Annotated in this window: 19 protein-coding genes; 8 read left to right on the forward strand and 11 right to left on the reverse strand. The window is 70.9% G+C overall.

Annotation, left to right across the window (positions count from 1 at the left end; translation table 11 throughout):
- Positions 1-159 precede the first annotated feature (159 nt).
- From ABT147_RS05260 to ABT147_RS05275, 4 genes are all read left to right on the forward strand, one after another.
- Complete coding sequence (locus tag ABT147_RS05260; RefSeq protein ID WP_351402804.1) at positions 160-1,137, forward strand: glycosyltransferase family 2 protein; 978 nt, start codon at positions 160-162, stop codon at positions 1,135-1,137.
- A complete protein-coding gene (locus ABT147_RS05265) occupies positions 1,134-2,468 on the forward strand; it encodes an alpha-2,8-polysialyltransferase family protein (RefSeq protein WP_351402805.1) in 1,335 nt (444 codons plus the stop codon). Before ABT147_RS05260 ends, ABT147_RS05265 begins: the two co-directional genes overlap by 4 nt.
- 8 nt (positions 2,469-2,476) lie before the next feature.
- Positions 2,477-3,658, forward strand: a complete 1,182-nt coding sequence (locus tag ABT147_RS05270; RefSeq protein WP_502983027.1) for an acyltransferase family protein — start codon at positions 2,477-2,479, stop codon at positions 3,656-3,658.
- A 177-nt stretch (positions 3,659-3,835) separates the two neighbouring features.
- Positions 3,836-4,789, forward strand: a complete 954-nt coding sequence (locus ABT147_RS05275; protein ID WP_351402806.1) for a class I SAM-dependent methyltransferase — start codon at positions 3,836-3,838, stop codon at positions 4,787-4,789.
- A 119-nt stretch (positions 4,790-4,908) separates the two neighbouring features.
- On the opposite strand, the gene leuE is transcribed toward ABT147_RS05275, so the two are convergent.
- Positions 4,909-5,562, reverse strand: coding sequence for a leucine efflux protein LeuE (leuE, locus tag ABT147_RS05280; RefSeq protein WP_351402807.1), 654 nt, complete (start codon positions 5,560-5,562; stop codon positions 4,909-4,911).
- A gap of 141 nt (positions 5,563-5,703) precedes the next feature.
- Positions 5,704-7,284, reverse strand: a complete 1,581-nt coding sequence (locus ABT147_RS05285; RefSeq protein ID WP_351402808.1) for an acyl-CoA mutase large subunit family protein — start codon at positions 7,282-7,284, stop codon at positions 5,704-5,706.
- 359 nt (positions 7,285-7,643) lie between these two features.
- Here ABT147_RS05285 and ABT147_RS05290 point away from each other — a divergent pair, with 359 nt between their 5' ends.
- A complete protein-coding gene (locus ABT147_RS05290) occupies positions 7,644-8,564 on the forward strand; it encodes a L,D-transpeptidase family protein (RefSeq protein ID WP_351402809.1) in 921 nt (306 codons plus the stop codon).
- Positions 8,565-8,950: 386 nt separating this feature from the next.
- Here the strand turns inward: ABT147_RS05290 and ABT147_RS05295 are convergent, their stop codons facing one another.
- The 9 genes from ABT147_RS05295 to ABT147_RS05335 all read right to left on the reverse strand — a co-directional run bounded on the left by ABT147_RS05295 (position 8,951) and on the right by ABT147_RS05335 (position 17,912).
- A complete protein-coding gene (locus ABT147_RS05295; protein ID WP_351402810.1) occupies positions 8,951-10,267 on the reverse strand; it encodes a hypothetical protein in 1,317 nt (438 codons plus the stop codon).
- Positions 10,267-10,953 carry an RNA polymerase sigma factor gene (locus tag ABT147_RS05300; protein ID WP_351402811.1) on the reverse strand — a complete coding sequence of 229 codons (687 nt, stop codon included), beginning with the start codon at positions 10,951-10,953 and terminating at the stop codon, positions 10,267-10,269. The genes ABT147_RS05295 and ABT147_RS05300 overlap by 1 nt, the downstream gene beginning before the upstream one ends.
- Positions 10,954-11,334: 381 nt before the next feature.
- The gene (locus ABT147_RS05305) at positions 11,335-12,405 is read right to left on the reverse strand and encodes a hypothetical protein (RefSeq protein ID WP_351402812.1); all 1,071 of its coding nucleotides are present in this window, start codon (positions 12,403-12,405) and stop codon (positions 11,335-11,337) included.
- Positions 12,402-13,004: an RNA polymerase sigma factor gene (locus ABT147_RS05310; protein WP_351402813.1), complete on the reverse strand. Its 603-nt coding sequence runs from the start codon at positions 13,002-13,004 to the stop codon at positions 12,402-12,404. The genes ABT147_RS05305 and ABT147_RS05310 overlap by 4 nt, the downstream gene beginning before the upstream one ends.
- 369 nt (positions 13,005-13,373) lie before the next feature.
- The gene (locus ABT147_RS05315) at positions 13,374-13,772 is read right to left on the reverse strand and encodes a hypothetical protein (protein WP_351403018.1); all 399 of its coding nucleotides are present in this window, start codon (positions 13,770-13,772) and stop codon (positions 13,374-13,376) included.
- A 162-nt stretch (positions 13,773-13,934) separates the two neighbouring features.
- On the reverse strand, positions 13,935-14,504 hold the full coding sequence (locus ABT147_RS05320; RefSeq protein WP_351402814.1) for a hypothetical protein: 570 nt from the start codon (positions 14,502-14,504) through the stop codon (positions 13,935-13,937).
- A gap of 84 nt (positions 14,505-14,588) precedes the next feature.
- Positions 14,589-15,125 (reverse strand): hypothetical protein, encoded by a 537-nt coding sequence (locus tag ABT147_RS05325; RefSeq protein ID WP_351402815.1) that lies wholly within the window; start codon positions 15,123-15,125, stop codon positions 14,589-14,591.
- A 134-nt stretch (positions 15,126-15,259) separates the two neighbouring features.
- On the reverse strand, positions 15,260-16,060 hold the full coding sequence (locus tag ABT147_RS05330; protein ID WP_351402816.1) for a DUF4328 domain-containing protein: 801 nt from the start codon (positions 16,058-16,060) through the stop codon (positions 15,260-15,262).
- A gap of 256 nt (positions 16,061-16,316) precedes the next feature.
- Positions 16,317-17,912: a beta-N-acetylhexosaminidase gene (locus ABT147_RS05335; protein WP_351403019.1), complete on the reverse strand. Its 1,596-nt coding sequence runs from the start codon at positions 17,910-17,912 to the stop codon at positions 16,317-16,319.
- 254 nt (positions 17,913-18,166) lie between these two features.
- On the opposite strand from ABT147_RS05335, the gene ABT147_RS05340 reads away from it, so the two are divergent.
- The 3 genes from ABT147_RS05340 (at position 18,167) to ABT147_RS05350 (ending at position 20,229) form a co-directional block, all read left to right on the forward strand.
- Positions 18,167-18,793: a 2-oxo-4-hydroxy-4-carboxy-5-ureidoimidazoline decarboxylase gene (locus ABT147_RS05340; protein WP_351402817.1), complete on the forward strand. Its 627-nt coding sequence runs from the start codon at positions 18,167-18,169 to the stop codon at positions 18,791-18,793.
- A gap of 558 nt (positions 18,794-19,351) precedes the next feature.
- Positions 19,352-19,732 carry a succinate dehydrogenase, cytochrome b556 subunit gene (sdhC, locus tag ABT147_RS05345; protein WP_257541416.1) on the forward strand — a complete coding sequence of 127 codons (381 nt, stop codon included), beginning with the start codon at positions 19,352-19,354 and terminating at the stop codon, positions 19,730-19,732.
- Positions 19,733-19,737: 5 nt separating this feature from the next.
- On the forward strand, positions 19,738-20,229 hold the full coding sequence (locus ABT147_RS05350; RefSeq protein ID WP_328837324.1) for a succinate dehydrogenase hydrophobic membrane anchor subunit: 492 nt from the start codon (positions 19,738-19,740) through the stop codon (positions 20,227-20,229).
- Positions 20,230-20,251 lie beyond the last annotated feature (22 nt).

Here is a 20,251-nt window from a genome sequence, read left to right on the forward strand (position 1 = left end):
CCCAAATACAACAAAGGGTTAACAGCACATCGACGAACGGCGAATCGGGGCGCGAATGGCACAGGAAAGTGTCTGGTTCACGGTACCGCCACGTGTCGTTCACCTGACATCAAGCAGCTGGTCAAGACGAATGCCGGAGGGCCGCCTAACGTCACGGGGGTGGTCAAGCTCTCCGTCATCGTGCCGTTCTACAACGTGCAGCAATACGCGCCCGACACCCTGAAGAGCCTCGGAGCGAACGCTCGTGAGGACTTCGAATTCATTCTCGTCGACGACTGCTCTCGCGACGAGACACCGGACATTCTCGCGCGCGCGGAGCGCGAGCTGCCGGGGGCGGTGTATGTCAGACACGAGAAGAACGGAGGACTGGCGACCGCGCGCAACACGGGCATCGACAAGGCCCGCGGCGAGTACCTGACGTTCCTCGACGGGGACGACTGGCTCGCCCCCGGCTACTACCCCCAACTGCTGGGCGCCATCGAGGACCTGGGCTGCGACTTCGTGCGCACGGACCATGTCCAGTGCACCGCGCGGGGCCGCTCCATCCACCGGGTGCCCAACGGGCGCCGGGGCGTCGTGATGAACCCGCGCGACGCGATCCTGCCCGCCGACCGCTCCACCTCCGTCGACTACGCGTACGCCTGGGCGGGCATCTACCACCGCCGGCTGGTCGACAAGGGTGTGCTGCACTTCACGCACGGGCTGCGCACGGCCGAGGACCGGCCGTGGATCTGGAAGCTCCACCGGGAGGCCGAATCCTTCGCCACGGTGGGGCTGCTCGGCGTCTTCTACCGGCGCGGCGTGGCGTCCTCCCTGACCCAGATCGGCGACGTGCGCCAGCTCGATTTCATTCGCGCATTCGACCAGGTCATCGCGGAAACGGCGCAGGACCGGGACGCGGACCGACTTCTCCCCAAGGCCGTGCGCACTTATTGCGCGATTATCTCCCACCATTTGGGATCCATCGAAAGGTTCGAGCCGGCGGTGGCACGGAAACTGAAGTCGATGAGCGCGGTCGCGCTGCGCAGAATGCCGCAGAACGTGCTGGACGAGGCCCTCGACTCCATGGACGTCCAGCGCGCCACCCGGCTGCGCCGGCTGCGCCGTCGTCCCGCCTCGACGGGGGTCGCCGCATGACCACGCAGATCTTCATGGCGTCCACGCTGTACGGCACGGCCACGCTGGCCGCCGCCCTGGACACCGAGTGCTTCCGCCCCGCCTCCCGGCGCATCCTGCTGATCTCCAACAACGCGGCCACGCCCGAGACGGCGCCCGCCCTGGACGAGATGCCCGGCTTCGAGCGGCTGCGCGGCCGCTTCGACGACGTGATCTCCTGGAACGAGACCATCTCCCCGTTCCACCCGGGCGGCTGGTCCCCGCGCCTGGACGACGTCCCGCTGTGGGAACGGCACTTGAGGCTGCTGTGGAACCTGGGCGACGACGACGTCGAGCTGGCCGTGGAGTCCATCCAGGTCCACCCGGCGCTCGGCTTCACCCAGATCTTCACCGGCGCCCCCGTGACCGTGTACGCGGACGGCCTGATGAGCTACGGCCCCACCCGCAACAAGATCGACCCGCTGGTCGGCACCCGTATCGACCGGCTCCTCCACCTGGACCTGGTCCCGGACCTGAAGCCGCTGCTGCTCACCGAGTTCGGGGTCGAGGCGGAGATCGTGCCGACCGACGCCTTCGTGAAGGTGCTCGCGGAGCTGGTCGACACCGGTGACGCGCTGCCCGTGATCGAGGAACCGGCGCTGCTGCTCGGCCAGTACCTCTCCGCGCTCAACATCCTCACCGCCGAGGAGGAGGAAGACCTCCACGTACGGATGCTGAAGGGCGCCGTCGCGCTCGGGCACACCAAGGTGGTCTTCAAGCCGCACCCCAGCGCCCCGGCCCGCTGGTCGCGCGGTCTGGAGAAGGAGGCGGAGCGGCTCGGCGCCGACCTGACCGTCCTCGACACGCCGGTCCTCGCCGAGGTGCTCTACCAGCGGATGCGTCCGGTTCTCGTCGTCGGCTGCTTCTCCACGGCCCTGCTCACCGCCTCCGCGCTGTACGGCCTCCCGGTCGCCCGCGTCGGCACGGGCACCCTGCTGGACCGGCTCGCGCCGTACGAGAACAGCAACCGGGTGCCCGTCACGATCGTGGACGCGCTGCTTCCGGAACTGGGCGACCGGGCGGCGGTGACCTCGCAGCAGCCGGGTACGAAGGTGGCGGACCTCAACGGGCTGGTCCGGGCGGTGGGGTTCGCGATGCAGTCGAAGATCTACCCGTCGCTGCGCACCGAGACCACCGCGTATCTGACGAAGCATCTGAGCGCGCACACGCTGCGGTACTTCAAGCGGCGCCGGCTGACCTCGCTGGGGTTGCCCGGTGGGATTCCGGTGCAGCTCGCGTTCATTCCGCGCAACGCGACCGTCCGAAGAGTCGCGCGACGGGCGCGGTCCCTCAAGCGGGCCACTCTGGGGTGAGCCCCCAGGTGACTTCTGCGACGAAGACCGGTGATCTTGTTGAGTCCCGGCCGCGGGCGAGTGGGGGCCGGGCGCGCCCCGCGGCGGAGCCGCAGATCGATACAGCCCCGCGCCCCTTCGGGGGTGCCCGGCCCAAGCCCCGGCTCTATGCGCTGGACGGGCTGCGGTTGCTCGCCGCTCTCTCCGTCGCCGCCTATCACTACGGTGGGCGCGACGGGGAGATCGGGAAGGCATGGGGGGCCTCGCCCGCCGTGCAGTTCCCGACCGCGCACAGTTGGCTGGCGTACGGGTGGGCCGGGGTTCAGGCCTTCTTCGTGATCAGCGGGTTCGTCATCTGTGCGAGTGGCTGGGGGCGTTCGCTCCAGGCGTTCGCGGCCTCCCGCGCCGCCCGGCTGTTCCCGGCGTACTGGGCAGCGGTGATCCTGGTCGCGGCGGTCTTCGCCCTGCCCGGGATCGCCTTCGCGCGGGTGTCCGCCAGTGAGTTCCTCGTCAACCTCACGATGCTGCAGATGCCGCTCGGCGCGGACCGCGTCCTGGGGGTGTGCTGGACCCTGTGGGCGGAGGTCCGCTTCTACGTCCTGTTCGCGCTGTGCGTCGTGCTGCCCGGGGTGACCCGCAGACGCGTCATCTGGTTCTGCGGCGGCTGGACACTGGCCTCGGTGCTCGCGGGGGCCGCGAAGGAGCCACTGCTGGACGTGGTCCTGATGCCGGAGTACGCGTCCCTGTTCATCGGCGGCATGGGCCTCTATCTGGTGCACCGCGACCGCCGGGACACCGCGGCCTGGCTGATCGTGGTGTTCAGCCTGCTGCTGAGCCAGTACCACACGGTCGAGGACATGTGGCACGCCCCGAACCCCGACTTCTTCTCCTACCGCTCCCAGCTCGGCATCATCCTGGCCGTCACCGTCGGCTTCGTGGCCGTGGGGGCGGTGGCCCTGGGCCTGCTGAACCGGGTGAACTGGCCCTGGCTGGCCACCGCGGGTGCCCTGACGTACCCGTTCTACCTCGTGCACGAGCACCTGGGCTGGCCGGTGGTCCAGGTACTGCACCAGGGCCTCGGCATCCCGTCCTCCCTCACCCTCGCGCTCACCGTGGCGCTGATGCTGCTGCTCGCCTGGCTGCTGCACCACTGGGTCGAACGCCCCCTGGGGCCCTTGCTGCGCAGATCACTCGCAGGACGCCGCGACTGAACCGTCCCTGAACCTGAAATTGGCCCACTGTTCATCCGACCCGAGGATTCGAAAACGCTTCCTCGGAGAGGCTCCGCATCATCCTTGACCGGGCCAAAGGCATCTCATAGGTTCCAGGCCCGTTCGCCTGTTCGCCTCGTCGACGCAAGAGAGTCTTCTGTCCTCATGGCCTCTGAAATGACCTCTGACAAGACCACGGAACAAGGCACCATCCGGCTCCCCCGGGAACTCGACGACGTTCCCGGCTGGTTTCCGGTGCTCGACCAACTGCTCTTCGACTGGTTCCTGAACCGCCAGGAGGCCTCGGACGAGAAGGGCGACCTCCTGGAGGTCGGCGTCTACATGGGCAAGAGCGCCATCTTCCTCGGCAGTCATCTCCAGGAGGGCGAGGCCTACACGGTCTGCGACCTGTTCGAGAGCGACGCCCCGGACGACGCCAACGCCGCCGAAGCCACCAAGTCGTACCGCAGCACGCTCACCCGCCAGGCCTTCGAGGCGAACTACCTCTCCTTCCACGACGAGCTGCCCCGCGTGCTCCAGGGCCCCAGCTCGATCGTCCCCGGCGAGGTCAAACCGCGCTCCTGCCGCTTTGTGCACATCGACGCCTCGCACCTGTACGAGCACGTCGAGGCCGACATCACCGCCGCCCGGGACATACTCCTCCCCGGCGGCCTGGTCGTCCTGGACGACTTCCGCTCGGAGCACACCCCCGGTGTCTCCATCGCCGCGTGGGAGGCCGTCCTCAACCGGGGCCTCAACCCCATCTGCATCAGCACGCAGAAGCTCTACGGCACCTGGGACGACCCGGAGCCGATCCAGGACGCCCTCCTGGAGATGGTCGCGCGGCGGGACGACTGCCACCTCAGCAACCAGCGGGCGGCCGGGCACCGCATCATCCGCCTCAAGTCCAAGGGCATGAAGGCCCCGGCCTTCCCGAAGTCCCGCCACTGGACGGAGCCCCCGGCCCCCGCGCCCGCGGCCCCCAAGCCACAGCCTCCGGCCCGCCCCCGCCCGGCCCGCCCCCCGCAGAGCGGCGCCCGCAAGCTGGCCGTGGACCTCCTGCCGCCGGTCGTCACGAGGGCGATCAGGAAGGCGAGGAAGGCGAGGGCGGCCAAGAGCCCGGCGAAGTAGTCAGCACGTCCGGGCCGGCGACAGCGCCGGAGAGCCGGTGAGCGACACGGTTCGCGCGGTTCCCCGCGTCTCTTGAGGGGCGCGGGGAAGTGCGTGCGCCTCCTGGGCGCCTTCCACTCCTAGGCGCCGCTCGCCAGCGACAGCTTGACCGCGAACCCCAGGAAGAGCGCCCCCGCCGCCGAGGTGGCCCCCGCCGCAAGACGCTTCCGGCTGCGGAAGGTGGCGGCCAGCCTGGTGCCGCTGAATATCAGCGCGCTCAGATACAGGAAACTGGCGACCTGGGCGAAGGCACCGAGGACGACGAAGGAGAGGGCCGGGTAGGCATATCCCGGATCCACGAACTGCACGAAGAAGGCGACGAAGAACAGGATCGCCTTGGGGTTGAGCAGACTGATGACCAGGGCCCGCCGGAACGGCCGCTCCCCGTCCACGGTTTCCTCGCTCCGCTGGTCGGCCACCCTCTCCCGCCGGCTCCGCCACATCCCCCACGCGGCCCGCAGCATCCCCACCGCCAGCCATGACAGATACCCCGCGCCCGCGTACTTCACGATCCCGAACAACACGGCGTTGGCCTGCAACAACGAGGCGACCCCGGCCGCGGAGAGCGTCATCAGCACGGTGTCGCCGACCCACACGCCGGCGGCGGCCCGATACCCGGTCCGTATCCCGCGCCGGGCGGCCACGGACAGCACGTAGAGGGAGTTGGGGCCGGGCAGCAGGACGATCAGGACAAGTCCTGCCAGATAGGTGGGAAGGTCAGTGACGCCGAACATGAAAAGGAGTGTGGCACGGGGGTCTGACATTCCGCCCCGGCCCGTCGATCGTTCGATCCCGTCCGTCGGTCAGCACGGTTCACGGCCTGCACGGTTCACGGCCTGCACGGTTCACGGCCTGCACGGTTCACGGCCTGCCGGTCAGAACGCGTCGCTGGGCACATACGTCCCCCAGACCTCCCGCAGCGCGCCGCACACCTCGCCCACGGTCGCGCGGGCCCGGAGCGCGTCCTTCATCGGGTACAGGACGTTGTCCTCACCCTCGGCCGCCTTCTTCAGTGCCATGAGGGCGGCGTCCACCGCCGCCCCGTCCCGCTCCGCGCGCAGCTTCGCCAGCCTCTCCGCCTGCTGGGCCTCGATGGCCGGGTCGACCCGCAGCGGCTCGTACGGCTCCTCCGCGTCGAGCTGGAAGCGGTTGACGCCGACCACGACGCGCTCGCCGGAGTCGGTCTCCTGGGCGATGCGATAGGCGGAGCTCTCGATCTCGCTCTTCTGGAAGCCGTGTTCGATGGCGGCGACCGCGCCCCCGAGGTCCTCGACCTTCCGCATCAGCTCGACCGTCGCCGCCTCCACGTCGTCGGTCATCCTCTCGATGACATAGGAACCCGCGAAGGGGTCGACCGTCGCCGTCACGTCCGTCTCGTAGGCCAGCACCTGCTGGGTACGGAGGGCGAGGCGGGCGCTCTTGTCGGTCGGGAGGGCGATCGCCTCGTCGAAGGAGTTGGTGTGGAGGGACTGGGTGCCGCCCAGCACGGCCGCCAGGCCCTGCACGGCGACGCGGACGAGGTTCACCTCGGGCTGCTGGGCCGTCAGCTGGACCCCGGCCGTCTGGGTGTGGAAGCGGAGCATCAGGGACTTGGGGTTCTTCGCGCCGAACTCGTCCCGCATCACCCGGGCCCAGATCCGGCGCGCGGCACGGAACTTGGCGACCTCCTCCAGGAGTGTCGTACGGGCCACGAAGAAGAAGGACAGCCGGGGGGCGAAGTCGTCGACGTCCATGCCCGCCGCGACCGCCGTACGGACGTACTCGATCCCGTCGGCGAGGGTGAACGCGATCTCCTGCGCGGGCGAGGCACCCGCCTCGGCCATGTGGTAGCCGGAGATCGAGATGGTGTTCCACCGGGGGATCTCGGCCTTGCAGTACCGGAAGATGTCGGCGATCAGACGGAGGGAGGGCTTCGGCGGGAAGATGTACGTCCCGCGCGCGATGTACTCCTTCAGCACGTCGTTCTGGATCGTGCCCGTGAGCCGCTCGGCCGGTACGCCCTGCTCCTCGCCGACCAGTTGGTACATCAGCAGCAACAGGGCCGCCGGCGCGTTGATCGTCATCGATGTCGAGACCTTGTCCAGCGGGATGCCGCCGAACAGCACCCGCATGTCGTCGACGGAGTCGATCGCCACGCCCACCTTGCCGACCTCGCCGTGGGCGATCGGGGCGTCGGAGTCGTGGCCCATCTGGGTGGGCAGGTCGAAGGCGACGGACAGCCCCGTCGTGCCGTTGGCGATCAGCTGCTTGTAGCGGGCGTTGGACTCCACGGCCGTACCGAAGCCGGCGTACTGGCGCATGGTCCAGGGGCGCCCGGTGTACATCGACGGGTAGACGCCACGGGTGAACGGGTACGCGCCCGGCTCGCCCAGCCGGTCCGCCGGATCCCAGTCCCGTAGCACCTCCGGCCCGTACACCGGCTCGATGGGCAGTCCGGACTCCGACTCGCGCGCCATGGTGTGTGTCTCCGTCCTGCTCGATGCCCGGGGGCCCGGGGGCCCGGGGGCCCGGGGGCACTTGTCAGTTCATCTGCCGGTCGTCGGTTCAATTGTCGGTCGTCGGTTCAGTCGTCGGTTCGGTCACCGGTCGTCGGTTCGGTCGTCGGTTCGGTCGTCGGTCGCTCGACCGTCCGCTTGTTACTCGCCAGTACCTTGACCCTCGCGACGGACTGTAGCGGCGCGTCCGCACCCGGTGGAGTGCACCTGGCTGGGACCTTGCTCACAACCATGCCCGTTTGTTCGCGACGGGTCACGCCCGGGAAACCTGTCCGGGAGAACGACCGGACGCGGCGGATCATGAGACGACGGGGGCCCTGATGCGTACCAAGGACATGCGGAGATCGGTGGCCGCGCTCGCGGCACTCACGATGGCCGGCGCCTGCACGGCCCAGGGGATCGAGGTGCACGGCGGCCAGCGCCAACCCGTACGCGTCGATGTGACCGGTACGCCGAGTGGCACAGCGAGTGCCCCGGCGAGCGGCGGCCCGAAGCAGGACGACGGCGACAGCGACGGGTCCGACGGGTCCGGTGACGACAAGGGCACGCGCGAGACGGCACCGACGAACCCACCGCCCACACCCACACCGCCACCGGCCCCCACCCCCGCCCCGGTCCTCTGGTCCCAGGGCGACGAGGGGCTGGACGTACGCGAGTTGCAGGCCCGGCTGCGGCAGGTCGCGTGGCTCTTCGCCGGGCCCACGGGGACGTACGACGAGCTGACGGTCCGGGCGGTCAAGGGCTTCCAGGGCAAGCGGGGGCTGCCCCGGACAGGGAAGACGGACAGCGTCACCTGGGCGCGGCTGCTGAACATGACGCGGGAGCCCGGCAAGTGGGACCTGTACGCGTACGGCGGGCAGCCGGCCGCGTCACCCGACCCGCGCTGTCTGACCGGCCGGGTGCTGTGCATCAGCAAGACGAGCCGCACACTGCGCTGGATGGTGGACGGCCGGACGCTGACGACGGTCGAGGTGCGGTTCGGCTCGGAGTACACGCCGACCCGGGAGGGCGTCTTCAGCGTCTACTTCAAGTCCCGCGACCACTGGTCGACCCTGTACGACACCCCCATGCCGTACGCCATGTTCTTCAGCGGCGGCCAGGCCGTCCACTACTCCTCCGACTTCGCGGCCCGCGGCTACTACGGGGCCTCGCACGGCTGCGTCAACGTCCGGGACGAGGCGGCGATCGCGCAGCTGTTCGCCCAGGTGAGGAACGGCGACAAGGTGGTCGTGTACTGGTGACGCCGGATGGCGCCAGGTCCACATCCGGCCGACGCAGTGACGTGCGTCACATGACGGATAGCGAGAGGGGCCCCCGCGCGTCATGAGAAGTACGGGGCACGGGGGAGACGGGGGAATCACGGGGGTATGGGGCGCGGGCGGGACCGGGGGAACGTGTCCCGCCCGCGCCAAGGTGCACGAGCCGTAGGTACGGGGGGAACCCCGGCTCTGTGCGACGGCCGATGACCAGTCGGCTCACTCATTACTGCGCCGGGGCCGCCGAAAGTGTTACCCGCTCGGCGAAAGAAATCCTGAAGGATGCGAAAGCACAGGTCAGGAGGGGTGCGCGAGCAGCGGTCGGGAGGGGCGCGCAAGCGAGGGTCAGCAGGGGTGTGCGCGAGCGAGGGTCAGGAGGGGGTGACGCGGACGACGAAGTCGATCGGGGGCACCGCGGCGAGCCGGCCCCGGTGACCGTTGCCACCGCTGCCCTTGCCGCCCTTGTTTCCCTTCCCGCCCTTGTTTCCCTTCCCGCCCTTCCCGCCCTTGCCGCCCTTGCCGCTCTTGTTCTTGCCGGTGCCGTTCCAGGAGCCGTTTCCGTAGCCCTTGCCGTTCCCGTGGCGGTTCTTGCCGTTCCCGTTCTTGCCGTGTCCGTGGCGGCCCTTGCCGTGGTCCGAGTCGTCGTCCTCGTCGGAGTCGTTGCCGGACCGCGGGTTCTTGGCACCGCCGCCGGTGGGGCCGCTGGAGTCGCCGGAGCCTGACGCGCCGGTCCCGGTGCCCTGGCCCGTCCCGGCTCCCCCGCCCGGGCGCTTGGCGTTGCCGGGGTTGCCGAGGCTGCCCGCGAGGACGCCTTCGCAGTACCGCTTCAGCTCCCCCTTGCCCTTGCCGCCCGCCGCGTCCTCCAGGCCGCGTCGGCGGTCGGCGTCCAGGTTCTTGCCGTCGCGGACATCACGGCAGGCGGAGAGCACGCTGTTCCACTGCTCCCGGGTGAGATTCCCGTTCTGCCGGGTGCCATCGGGCTGCCCGTCCTCGTCGGTGCCGCCTGTTCCGCCGGTGCCCTCGCCGGAGGGGGCGTCGCCCTTCTCGGAGGGGTCCGGGGACGCATCGGGCGTCTCCTCGCCCCACGCCTCGCGCCTGCCGTCGCCCTTCTCGGCCTTCGGCGACGGCGACAGCAGCGGCTGGTCCGGCGACTGGCCGGCGGAGACGGTGGCGGAGGGTTCCGGTTCGTCGTCGCGGAAGGCGCTCAGCGCACCGCCGCCGGCCACCGCCGTGACCCCGCCGAGCATCCCGGCGGCCAGCGCCGCGACGAGCCCGAACCGCACCGGCCGGCCCCAGCGGGCCCGGCGGCCGTCCGACCCGGCGGGCGGACACACCGGCCGGCCGAGACGTACGAGCCCCCCGTCGGCCGCGGGCGCCGAGGCGGTGTGCGTACGGCTGCCACGGCCGGACTCCGCGGCCTGACCGTGCTCACCGGAGTGCGCTGTGGGGACCGTGCGAGCCGTACGGGCCGTACGCGCCGTGCGGAAGGCGGCCAACGCGGCTTCCTCGCCCGGGAGTTCGGGGGTCTGGGAGGACACCGGCTCGACCTCGGCGGCCAGGGCCTCCAGCGCCTCGGCGAGCCGGTCGGCACGGGCGCGGGTGTCGGCGTCGACGGCTTCGAGCGGCTCCCCACGCAGCAGCCTCTCCGCGGCGTCGCGGTTCAGCCACTTGTACTGCTCGTCGGCCATCACACATCCTTCTGCGTCCGCGAACGCGTATGCGTCACACCGGCGGACGTGGCCGCGCGTACACGCGCGTCTCTCGGCGGGGGTACGGCGTCCAGCGGGTCGCCGGATTCCGGGTCGGCATCCGAAGCCGTCTCCGGATTCTCCCCGATCAGTTCGGCGAGCCGCTTCAGCCCCCGGTGCGCGGCCGTCCGTACGGCGCCCGCGCGCTTGCCCAGCGTCGCCGCGGCGGTCTTCGCGTCGAGGCCGACCACGACACGCAGGACCACCGCCTCCGCCTGGTCCTGCGGCAACTGGGCGATGAGCGAGAGCGTGCGGTCGGTCGCCAGGGCCTCCATCGCCTCGCCTGCCGTGTCGGACTCGGCGGCCTTGCCGGTCAGCTCGGTCTCGTCGCCGACGGTCGCGGGTCTGCGCCCGCGCATACGTATGTGGTCGAGGGCCCGGTTGCGGGCGATCCGCGCGGCCCAGCCGCGGAACCGGTCGGCGTCTCCGCTGAACCGCTCCAGGTCACGGGCTATCTGCAGCCAGGACTCGGAGGTGACGTCCTCCGCGTCCGGATCACCGACCAGTGTCCGCACGTACCCGAGCAGCCGTGGGTGCACCGAGCGGTACACAGTCCGGAACGCGGTCTCGTCCCCGTCCTGTGCCGCAAGCACCGCGGCGGTCAGCTCCGCGTCGTCCCCCAGCACCCGCGCGCGCCCCTCTTTGCGCCTCAACCGGCGCCGCTCTCGCGGACCGGGTTCTCGCCGTCGTGGTCCTCAATGGATGGTTGCGGTGCCAGGCCGTGGACGGTTGTGGTGGTCTTCCGCCATCCACGATCCGGCGCGAATGGCACGTTACGGCCTGAAACCGCTGACCGTCCATGTCCGTAGAACATGCAACTAACTCGTGATGCGGTGGGGTGTGACAGAAAACGCCGACGCGACGCTGTAGGGAGTACGGGTCGCCGCGCGGCCCGTGCCGCGCGACGGTCGGGGCCTCTCCTGTGGGGGGTGGCGGCCCCGGCCGTTGCCATCGGCGGAGTCGGCCGGGTGTCTTGCGAGTACGGGGGTCTTGCGAGCACGCCGGCCTCACTTCGTTCTCCCGGCCTCTCGCGACGCCGCCGCCTCATCCGCCCCCCGAGTTTCGCCCGCCGACCCCGGCCGGCTGCCGGAGGGGCTGGGCTCAGTGGGGCGGGGGGCCTCTCGTGGCCCGTCGGCTGTGCCATCGCCGGTGCCCTTACCGTCATGATCGCTGCCGCGCCGACCCTCGCCGTCATCCTTGCTGCTGTTGCTGTTGCTGTTGCTGTTGCTGTTGCCATGGGTGTTGCCGTCGGCCCGGCGGTCGGCCTTGTCCCCCGGCTGCCGGGAGGCGACGGGTTTGTCGGCGCGGGCGGGGCCGTCGGGCGTCGAGGGGTCCGTGCGCGGGGCGGTCGAGGGGCCGGGCCGGGCGGGGGTGCCGTCGGTGGTGCGGGGACGCCGGTCCTGTTCCCCGTAACCCCCTCGGTCCCGACGCTCCCCGCCGGCGCCCTCGTCGTCGTGCGCCGCCGAGCCGATCGCCGCGAAGGCGACTCCGCCGAGGGTGAGGCTGGCCAGCAGTACGGCCAGGGTGGTGCGGATGGAGAGCTGGACACGGCGCCGCGCGTTGGGCCGCCAGTCGTCCCGGCGCCGGGTACGGGCCGTACGCGCCCCCTTCTCCCGCGCCGCCCGGAAGGCGGCCACCGCCCGCGCCTCCCCCGCACTGTCGGCGGACGCGCCCCCGCGTACGGCGGCGGCGAGGAGGGAGTCGACGGAGGGGGCGGCGCCCTCGGGCACGGAGGGGGCGGCGCCCTCGGGCACGGAGGGGGCGGCGCCCTCGGGCACGGAGGGGGCGGCGCCCTCGGGCACGGAGGGGATTGCGTTCTCAGGCACGGCGGGGATTGCGTTCTCGGGCACGGCGGCGGCGTCGCTCATGACCCGGCGGCCGTCGCCCCGCCCCGCGCTGTCGCGCCCCACGCCCTGCTCCGGCTCCGCCCTGCCCGACGGCATCTCGCGCCCTTCCCTCTCCCCGTACGTCCCGCTCTCGCCGTACGTCCCACTCTTGCCGTACGTCCCGACGCTGTCATGGCCGCCGGGATCGCCATCGCGGCCGAGGCCGACGCCGCTGTCGCCGCTGTCGGTCATCTCGACTCCCCCAGCGTCCGGGGACCGTCATCCGTCACACCCTCGCTCACACCCTCGCTCCGGAGGAGCTGGGCGAGCCGCTTCAGTCCCCGGTGGGTGGCGGTGCGGACCGCGCCGGGGCGTTTGCCGAGGACGCGGGCGGCGGAGGGGCCGTCGAGGCCGACGACCACGCGCAGGAGTACGGCCTCGGCCTGGTCGCGGGGCAGCCGGGCGACGAGCGCGAGGGCCTGCTCGGTGGAGAGGGACTCCAGGGCCTGGTCCTGGGTGCTGTGCGTGCCGGGCAGTTCCAGGAGGTCGTTCTCCAGCGCGGTCGCCCGGGGCCGGACCTTCTGGCGCCGGAGATGGTCCAGGGCCCGGTGCCGGGCGATGGTCGCGCTCCAGCCCCGGAAGCCGGCGCCGTCGCCCTTGAACCGCCCGAGGTCCCGCGCGATCTCCAGCCAGGCGTCCGAGGCGACGTCCTCCGCGTCGTCCCCGACGATGCCGCGCAGATATCCGAGCAGCCCGGGCTGCACCAGCCGGTACGCCACCGCGAACGCGGCCTCGTCCCCGTCCTGGGCCCGCGCGACGGCCGCGCCGAGTTCCCCGTCGTACGCCTGCACGCGCCGAGGTTCCCCTCCCTGGCCCCAAGCTGTCCGGGACAGTGCCGAGTCAGTGCCGGGATCCCATTCCCGGGGACCGTCCCGACCACCACCGGTCCCCACGGACCTCTGCGTCGCGCTCCGCGTAAGTGTCACAGTCCTCGGGGATGGAGGTTCGTCCTTCGGGTGCGGGTCCGGTGGGGGCCGGCCGCGAAGTTCCCCGCGGCCCTAGAGATTCAGGCCCTGGCGGGCCTGAAGGCGAGGCGGCTGCGGGCCTGAAAAGCACAGGGCGCAGCCCCTGCTTTTCAGGGGCGCGGGGAACTGCGCGAGAAGCCCCACCGAACCCGCACACACCCACCCACCCCAAACACCCCACCCCTCACCCCGGCCTCAACCGGAGGACATCGCGTCACGGCACAACAACCGCAACGACCCCTCCCCCACAAAACACCGCCGCGCCTCCTCCAACGGATCCCAGAAACGCCCGTCCCAGGTCCGCACCCAGTACCCCCCACCAGACTCCACCCACTCACCCCCGGCCCACCGCACCACGACCTCACCCCCGTACGCCCCGAACCCCCGCAACGCCCCCTCCACCGCGGCGTACGGCGCCCCCTCCCGCCGTATCTCCTCGATCATCCGGTCCACCCGCCACAGACTCTGCGCCGAATAGTCGAGCCGCACCCGCGCCCCTTCCCGCATCACCGCCACCGCGTCGGCCGCCCACCGAACGGGTTTCGCCGCACTCCCGGTCCGACTCCCGGTCCGGCTCCCGGAACTCCCCGGCAGGCTGGAGGTACTGCCCGAACTGAATGTCTGCTGTGCGCTCACACTCGGGAAAGCGCCCGCTCCCCACCAGACGTTTCGCGATTTCGGCGTGTGCGCGACACCGGTGCAGGACCACCACACCCGGCCCCAGGACACCCACAGGACCCGCCAGGAGAACGGGGTTTAGCGCCGCGCGCCGCGCGCCCGCCGCGACACGACCGCCCGCAGCACCCGCCGCCCCTCCGTGGCCACACCGAGCGCCTGCCGGAGCCCCGCCGAACCGTGCTGCGCGAGCAGTTCCAGCACCACGACCTGCCGGCGCAGTTCGGCGGCGACGAGATGGGAGGCCCCGTCGGTACGGCCCGCACGGCAGGCCGCCACGGAGTCGTCGCCCCCGGCGTCCAACGGGTCGAGCAGCTGATGGATCCGCAGGGCGGCGACCGAACACACATCGGCCCACTCCCGCAGCCCGTCCCCGGACCGCTCCACGGGAACCGCGTCAAGCATCCGCCGAGCCAGCAGAACGACCTCTTCCGCACCGGAACCGGAATCGACATCAGCCGACCCCAGTTCCCCCCGCACCTTCACCACCCGCTCCCCCCAGTCCTCCCCCTCGTCCACCAGCCCCGCCCACAGCGGACGCAGAACCTCGTCGTCACCCCCGAGAAGCGGTACGCAGCGGTCCAAACAAGCCAACCCGCTTGCCGCCAGACCGCGTTCGTCGGCCTGGGCCAACAGCTCCACCAGGCTCATCGCGCCTCCCCTAGATCCCGCTCGACCACACCCCGGTATACGGAGCCCGCACTTCCCCTTACTGCGTGCGACGGCGCGGGAGTGTCACAGAGGGACGACCCCGAGCCGGTCGAGCAACCGGAACAGAATGTTTTCAGCCAGGGGGTCCACCGGTCCAGGCTCTGAGGTGAACACATCGGCCAACGCCCGCTCGGTGGCGGCCCGTCCCGCCTCCGCCGCCCAGGCGACGGCACGCTCGGCGGCGTCGCGCGGTTCGAGGAAGTAGTCCTCGACGGTGAGCCCCTCGCCGTCGCCCAGGTACCTGGCCATGGCCCGCCGCGCGAGACACGTGGTCCACGCCCCGCTCTCCGGCCCGGCGGCCTCGACGACCACACAGTCGCTGTCCATGACGTAACCGAACAGCGCGGGCGCCCCCGTCTCCCGGGCGAGCGCGTTCATGTTCCCGACGTCGCCGGAACCTTCGCCGCCCTCGCCACCGGGCGCGCCCGTCGGGTAAGCCCAGATCTGCCACCCTCCGGCCGCCGTCGCGCACAGCGTCATGCCCTCGGCCCCGGCCAGCGCGTCCAGCTCCGCGAGCAGTCGCTCACTTCTGCCCACGACGTAGTACCCCCAGAACCCCATACCGGGAATAGACCACATCCGTACGGCGGTTCGCGCCCGGAATAAGGCAATCCGCACGGTTGCGCGAACACGACCCCAAAGCGGACACATCCTTGAAGCGGACACCCTTGAAGCAGACCCACAAGGTGACGGGCTCACACACCCACGGGATCCGGCACCCCCGGCCCGCTCCGCGCCTTCTCGTCCTGCATCCGCGTGAGCGCGAGCACGAACAGGGCGGCGAACACGGCGGACACGATTTCGAGCGAGTCCGCGAACAGCATCCGCTGGGCGGCCAGCCGGTACTCCTCGACCTCCTCCGCTCTGATGTACATCCGGTCCCCGAGCTCCCCCGCGAAGAGGCTGAGCAGCCACAGCGTCCACCAGGTGTTGACGAGCGCGTGCGACCGGGGCTTCCGCCAAGGACCGCTCGCGTCCCAGCAGTCGAGGGCGATCCGGCGCGGGAACCACAGGTTCACCACCGGCACGAACCAGCTGCCGATCGCCCAGCCGCGCTTCTTCCGGTGCCCGAACGGTTCGAACACCTCGGCGTTGACCCGTACCCGGTGGAACCAGACCACGAAGACGACGGCGGTGCCGACATAGGTGAGCGTCTGGAGGATGCCGGCCAGGGCGATGAGCCCGTCCGCGCGGTCGGAGTCCTCCATGGCCGCGACCCACTCACCGCCCGCCATCCGGTCCATCACGTCGAGGAGCATGAGGTCCGCCCACACCGCGACCAGGTCGGCGACGGCGACCGCCCCGAGCAGGATCGCCACCGCCCGCCCCAGCGCCACCGGCGACCTCAGCCAGGCGGGCCCGTGGGGCGACTGGATGGGCAACGCCGTGTGCGCGGGGAGCGGCAGATCCGCCGGGTGCAGCTCCGCCGCCTCGCACTGTCTGCACAGCTCGCCGCCGGGTGCCGCCGCGTAGTTCGCGCAGCGCGCACAGTTCATCGTGAATCCCCCGTGTGATCGAAACAGCCGAACGCGGCCCTCCCCAGACCCTCACGCTCGGCAACGTGAAGCAGGCACGTGAATCAAGAACACGCGGAAGATACGGTTCACCGACTCCACCCGTCCACCGGTTTCCGGGCCCCGTTCCCGCTCACCCGTTTCCGGGCTCCGTTCCGCCCTCCCGCTACCGCCCTCCCGCTTCCGCGCTCCCGTTCCGCGCTCCCGTTCCGCCCCCCCCGCTTCCGCGCCCGGCCGGTCAGCCCACCTTCGCCGCCAGCGCCCGGAACTCCGTCCAGCTCATCGCCGGCTTCTCCGGATCCCACAGCTTCTGCGACAGCGCCCGCAGCGGCATCCGGACGCCCGCCGCGACCTGTGCCTCGGTCTGCCGGTTCGCGAGGTCGCACCAGACGGCGAAGACACCGCCGAGGATCTGGTCGTCGTACTGCGCGGGCACGGCGGTCGTACCGCGCAGCACCCGGGGCGTCCAGGACTCGTAGATGCGCTGACCGGTCGGGTAGAAGAACTGGTTGGGCTCGCCGAGGACGTAGTACAGGTATTCGTCGTTGTAGTTGATCACCTGTCGCCCGGCGCTCAGATATTCGATCGGCGGCCGTGCGCCGATCTCCTTGCCCGTCCAGTAGGCGACCTGGATCGCCTTGTCCGCCTGGACCGACCCGCCCCGGAAGAACCCGTCGTTCCAGGCCCGCACGGTCCGGTCGTGGCCGATCATCACCTTCGCGCGGTCGTTCAGCCAGCCGGTCGCGAGGTCGGCGACGGTCGCGCCGGGGCCGTACTTCTGGCGCGCGGCGGCGGCCAGCTGCGGATAGGACGCCTCGGGGTTCGACACCATCAGCGCCCGGTACTCGTCGCCGCCGAGATGCCAGTACGCGCCCTTGAACAGGTCGGCGTACTCGTCGAGCAGCTCGTCCACGACCTCGGCGGACCGCGGGTTCGAGATGTCGACGGCTCCCCTCGCGGCGACGCCCTGCGCGTTCCTCAGCTGAAGCTCCGGATTGGCCGCGATCACCGCCCCCAGATGCCCGGGAGAGTCGATCTCCGGGACGACCTCGATATGGCGGCTCTCCGCGAGGTCCAGGATCTTCCGCACCTGGGCCTTGGTGAGGTGCTGCTCCGACACCACCTCGGGGTGGCTCGTGGACTCGATCCGGAACCCCTGGTCGTCGGAGAAGTGCAGCCCGAGCTGGTTGTACTTCAGGTCGCCCAGCTCACGGATGCGGTCCTCGATCCAGCCCGCCGTGAAGTGCTTGCGCGCGATGTCGAGCATGAACCCGCGCTGCGGCTTGGCGGGCTCGTCCCGCACGACGCCCTCCGGCGCCGTACCGCCGCCGCGGACCTCCTGCTTCAGGGTGCGCGTCCCGTAGAAGACGCCCGCCTCGGCGGGCGCGGCGATCCGTACCCGGCCGTCCCCGACGGTCAGCGTGTACGCCTCCGAGCCGGACCTCCCCGACCCGGTGAGCGCCAGCTCCACGTCCCCGGCCCGGGGCTTCGCCTCCCCCGCGTAGGCGAGCCCCAGCTCCCCGGCGGTCAGCTGCCCCTCGTCGGCCAGCGCCGCGTTCCGTACGACGACCCGGCCCCCGTCCGCGGGCTTCCAGCCGGGGCCCCGGGCGGCCTCGTGCTGCCGCACGGCGGGGATGGTCCGGGGTTTCTGGGACAGCGGATACGAGCGCGAAGGCGACGGGGACGCGGACGGTGAGCTCGGGGCGGCGTTCACGGCCGGCCCCTCCCGTGAGGGCTCCGACCCGCTCGGCGTCCGGGTCCCGTCGCCCGGCCACACGGTCACCGCCGCCGCGACCGCGCCGCCCGCCAGAACGACTCCGGCGCCCAGGAGCAACCCTTTCGACGTGATCGCCGTCTTCCTGCGGGGTGCCCTGCGCCGGCCTCGGTTCACGACGTGCCCCTGATCCCTGTCCCGGTCACCGTCCACGACATCTCACGCACCTCTCACCACACGATTTCCCCCGCCTCACTCCCGACTCTCCGCCGAGCCCTCTTCTCGAACCTACGACGTCCCACCGCCCGACCCGTCCACCACAGGTTCCGAAACTCTCCCGTTCGGGTGAATTTCGGGCATCGAACGGACAGCCCATGAACCGCCTCGATAACGTGGTGGCACCTCTCGCTCAGCCTGCCCCGACCCCTACGCACCGCCGAGGAACCACGCTGCCTCCGCACCGTCTCCCCCACCTCCCCGGCCAGGTCGCCATACCGGAGCAGACCCGCACTCCCGGCCCGTCTGCGGCCCTGGAGCGGTTCAACCACGCCCCCGCCGACATCGCCCGCCAGACGCTCCTCACCTGTCTGCGCAGCCTCCGCTGGGCCCACCGCCTCACCGACCACCGGCCGTACCCGGACCTGGACGCCCTGCTCGCCGCGTCCGACGAGGCCGCCTACGACCTCACGTCAGCCGACCTCGCCGAAGCCCTGGCCGGCGAAACCCTCCCCACCCTCCCCGACGACACCTACGGCGTCGCCCACACCGCCCTGAACGCCGCCCACGCCGCCTACGAGGCCCGCTTCGGCCACCTCTTCGTCATCTCCCTCGACCCCACCCACCCCCACGATTTCCTCAACCGCACCCTGGAAGGCATCCGCTCCCGCCTCAGCAACGACCCGGAAGAGGAGCGCGTAGTAGTCGCCGAAGAACTCCGCCACCTAGCAAAATCCCGCCTGACCAGCCAACTGACCGCCACCGGAAACCCCGCGCCCCTTTAGGGACGCGGGGAACCGCGCGATCTTTTCGAGGACACGATGGGCGGCGCGAGCTTCCAGGGACGCGGGGAACTGCGCGATCTTTCCGGGGGGCGCGAGGAACACGCGAGCTTCTGGGGGCACGGGGAACTGCGCATCTTCAGGGACGCGGGGATCTGCGCGATCCTTCGGGCGCGCAGGGAGCGGCGCGAGCCTCTGGGGGCGCAGGGGCACGCGAGCTCTGGGGACGGCCGGGACCGGCGCAAGCCTCTAGGGGCGCGGGGAACTGCGCGATCTTTTCGGGGCGCGAGGAACTGCGCGTCTTTCAGGGGCGCGGGGAACTGCGCGACCAGCCACAACCAGCCCGCACCCGGCAACGCACAGAACCCCCCACCCCACCACCCGCCCCGTACTAACCCTTACGTGCAAGTTTGTATGCCAGTTTGATCACACCAACCCTCCCGGCTTAAGCCAAGTGCAACGGCATCGCTACCATGGCCGGGGCCGGTGGACCGTACCCGGCCGGGTCAGACCGACAAGCAAGCCGGCCGGCCCCAATCCCCGCTCCCGGAGGGTTCTTCCGTGCCGGCTGGAACGCTGTACCGCGGCCGGGAAGGAATGTGGTCCTGGGTGGCTCATCGAGTCACCGGCGTCCTCATCTTCTTCTTCCTGTTCGTACACGTGCTGGACACCGCTCTCGTCCGCGTCTCCCCCGACGCCTACGACAAGGTCGTGGCCACGTACAAGACGCCGATCGTCGCGCTGCTGGAGTACGGCCTCGTCGCCGCCATCCTCTTCCACGCGCTCAACGGTCTTCGGGTCATCGCCGTCGACTTCTGGTCGAACGGCCCCCGTCACCAGAAGACGATGCTCTGGACCGTCGTCGGCATCTGGCTCGTGCTGATGATCGGGGCCCTGTACCCCGTCCTCGGCCACGCCGTCCGTGAAGTCTTCGGGAGCTGAGACAGATGTCCGCCACTGAAACCACCGCATCCGGCATCGGCCCCGTCGAGGGCGCCGGGGAACTGTCGGGCTACAGCCCCGACAACCCGGCCCCCTTCATCGAGCCGCCCCGCAAGCGCACCAAGAAGACCCCCAAGTCGACCCGCGGCAACTTCGAGATGGTCGCGTGGCTCTTCATGCGCCTGTCCGGCATCGTCCTGGTCGTCCTGGTCATCGGCCACCTGGTCATCCAGCTCGTCCTCGACGGCGGCGTCTCCAAGATCGGCTTCGCGTTCGTCGCGGGCCGCTGGGCGTCCCCGTTCTGGCAGACCTGGGACCTGCTCATGCTGTGGCTCGCGATGCTGCACGGCGCGAACGGCCTGCGTACGGTCATCAACGACTACGCGGAGCGTCCGAACACCCGCCTGTGGCTGAAGGGCCTGCTCTACACCGCCACGGTGTTCACCATCCTGCTGGGCACGCTGGTGATCTTCACCTTCGACCCGAACATCCGCTAGGCACGGGGCTGAGGCAACCGAT

The organism is Streptomyces sp. NPDC001868, assembly GCF_040297125.1.
Lineage (GTDB): Bacteria > Actinomycetota > Actinomycetes > Streptomycetales > Streptomycetaceae > Streptomyces.

Excerpts from the sequence above, each read along its gene's own strand:
- ABT147_RS05330 (WP_351402816.1), bottom strand. The coding sequence starts at position 16,060 with ATGAACTGTGCGCGCTGCGCGAACTACGCGGCGGCACCCGGCGGCGAG.
- ABT147_RS05340 (WP_351402817.1), top strand. The coding sequence starts at position 18,167 with ATGAACCGCCTCGATAACGTGGTGGCACCTCTCGCTCAGCCTGCCCCG.
- ABT147_RS05350 (WP_328837324.1), top strand. The coding sequence starts at position 19,738 with ATGTCCGCCACTGAAACCACCGCATCCGGCATCGGCCCCGTCGAGGGC.
- ABT147_RS05285 (WP_351402808.1), bottom strand. The coding sequence starts at position 7,284 with ATGGCGCGCGAGTCGGAGTCCGGACTGCCCATCGAGCCGGTGTACGGG.
- ABT147_RS05320 (WP_351402814.1), bottom strand. The coding sequence starts at position 14,504 with ATGAGCCTGGTGGAGCTGTTGGCCCAGGCCGACGAACGCGGTCTGGCG.
- ABT147_RS05265 (WP_351402805.1), top strand. The coding sequence starts at position 1,134 with ATGACCACGCAGATCTTCATGGCGTCCACGCTGTACGGCACGGCCACG.
- ABT147_RS05295 (WP_351402810.1), bottom strand. The coding sequence starts at position 10,267 with ATGGCCGACGAGCAGTACAAGTGGCTGAACCGCGACGCCGCGGAGAGG.
- ABT147_RS05305 (WP_351402812.1), bottom strand. The coding sequence starts at position 12,405 with ATGACCGACAGCGGCGACAGCGGCGTCGGCCTCGGCCGCGATGGCGAT.
- ABT147_RS05275 (WP_351402806.1), top strand. The coding sequence starts at position 3,836 with ATGACCTCTGACAAGACCACGGAACAAGGCACCATCCGGCTCCCCCGG.
- ABT147_RS05325 (WP_351402815.1), bottom strand. The coding sequence starts at position 15,125 with ATGGGGTTCTGGGGGTACTACGTCGTGGGCAGAAGTGAGCGACTGCTC.
- leuE (WP_351402807.1), bottom strand. The coding sequence starts at position 5,562 with ATGTTCGGCGTCACTGACCTTCCCACCTATCTGGCAGGACTTGTCCTG.
- ABT147_RS05290 (WP_351402809.1), top strand. The coding sequence starts at position 7,644 with ATGCGTACCAAGGACATGCGGAGATCGGTGGCCGCGCTCGCGGCACTC.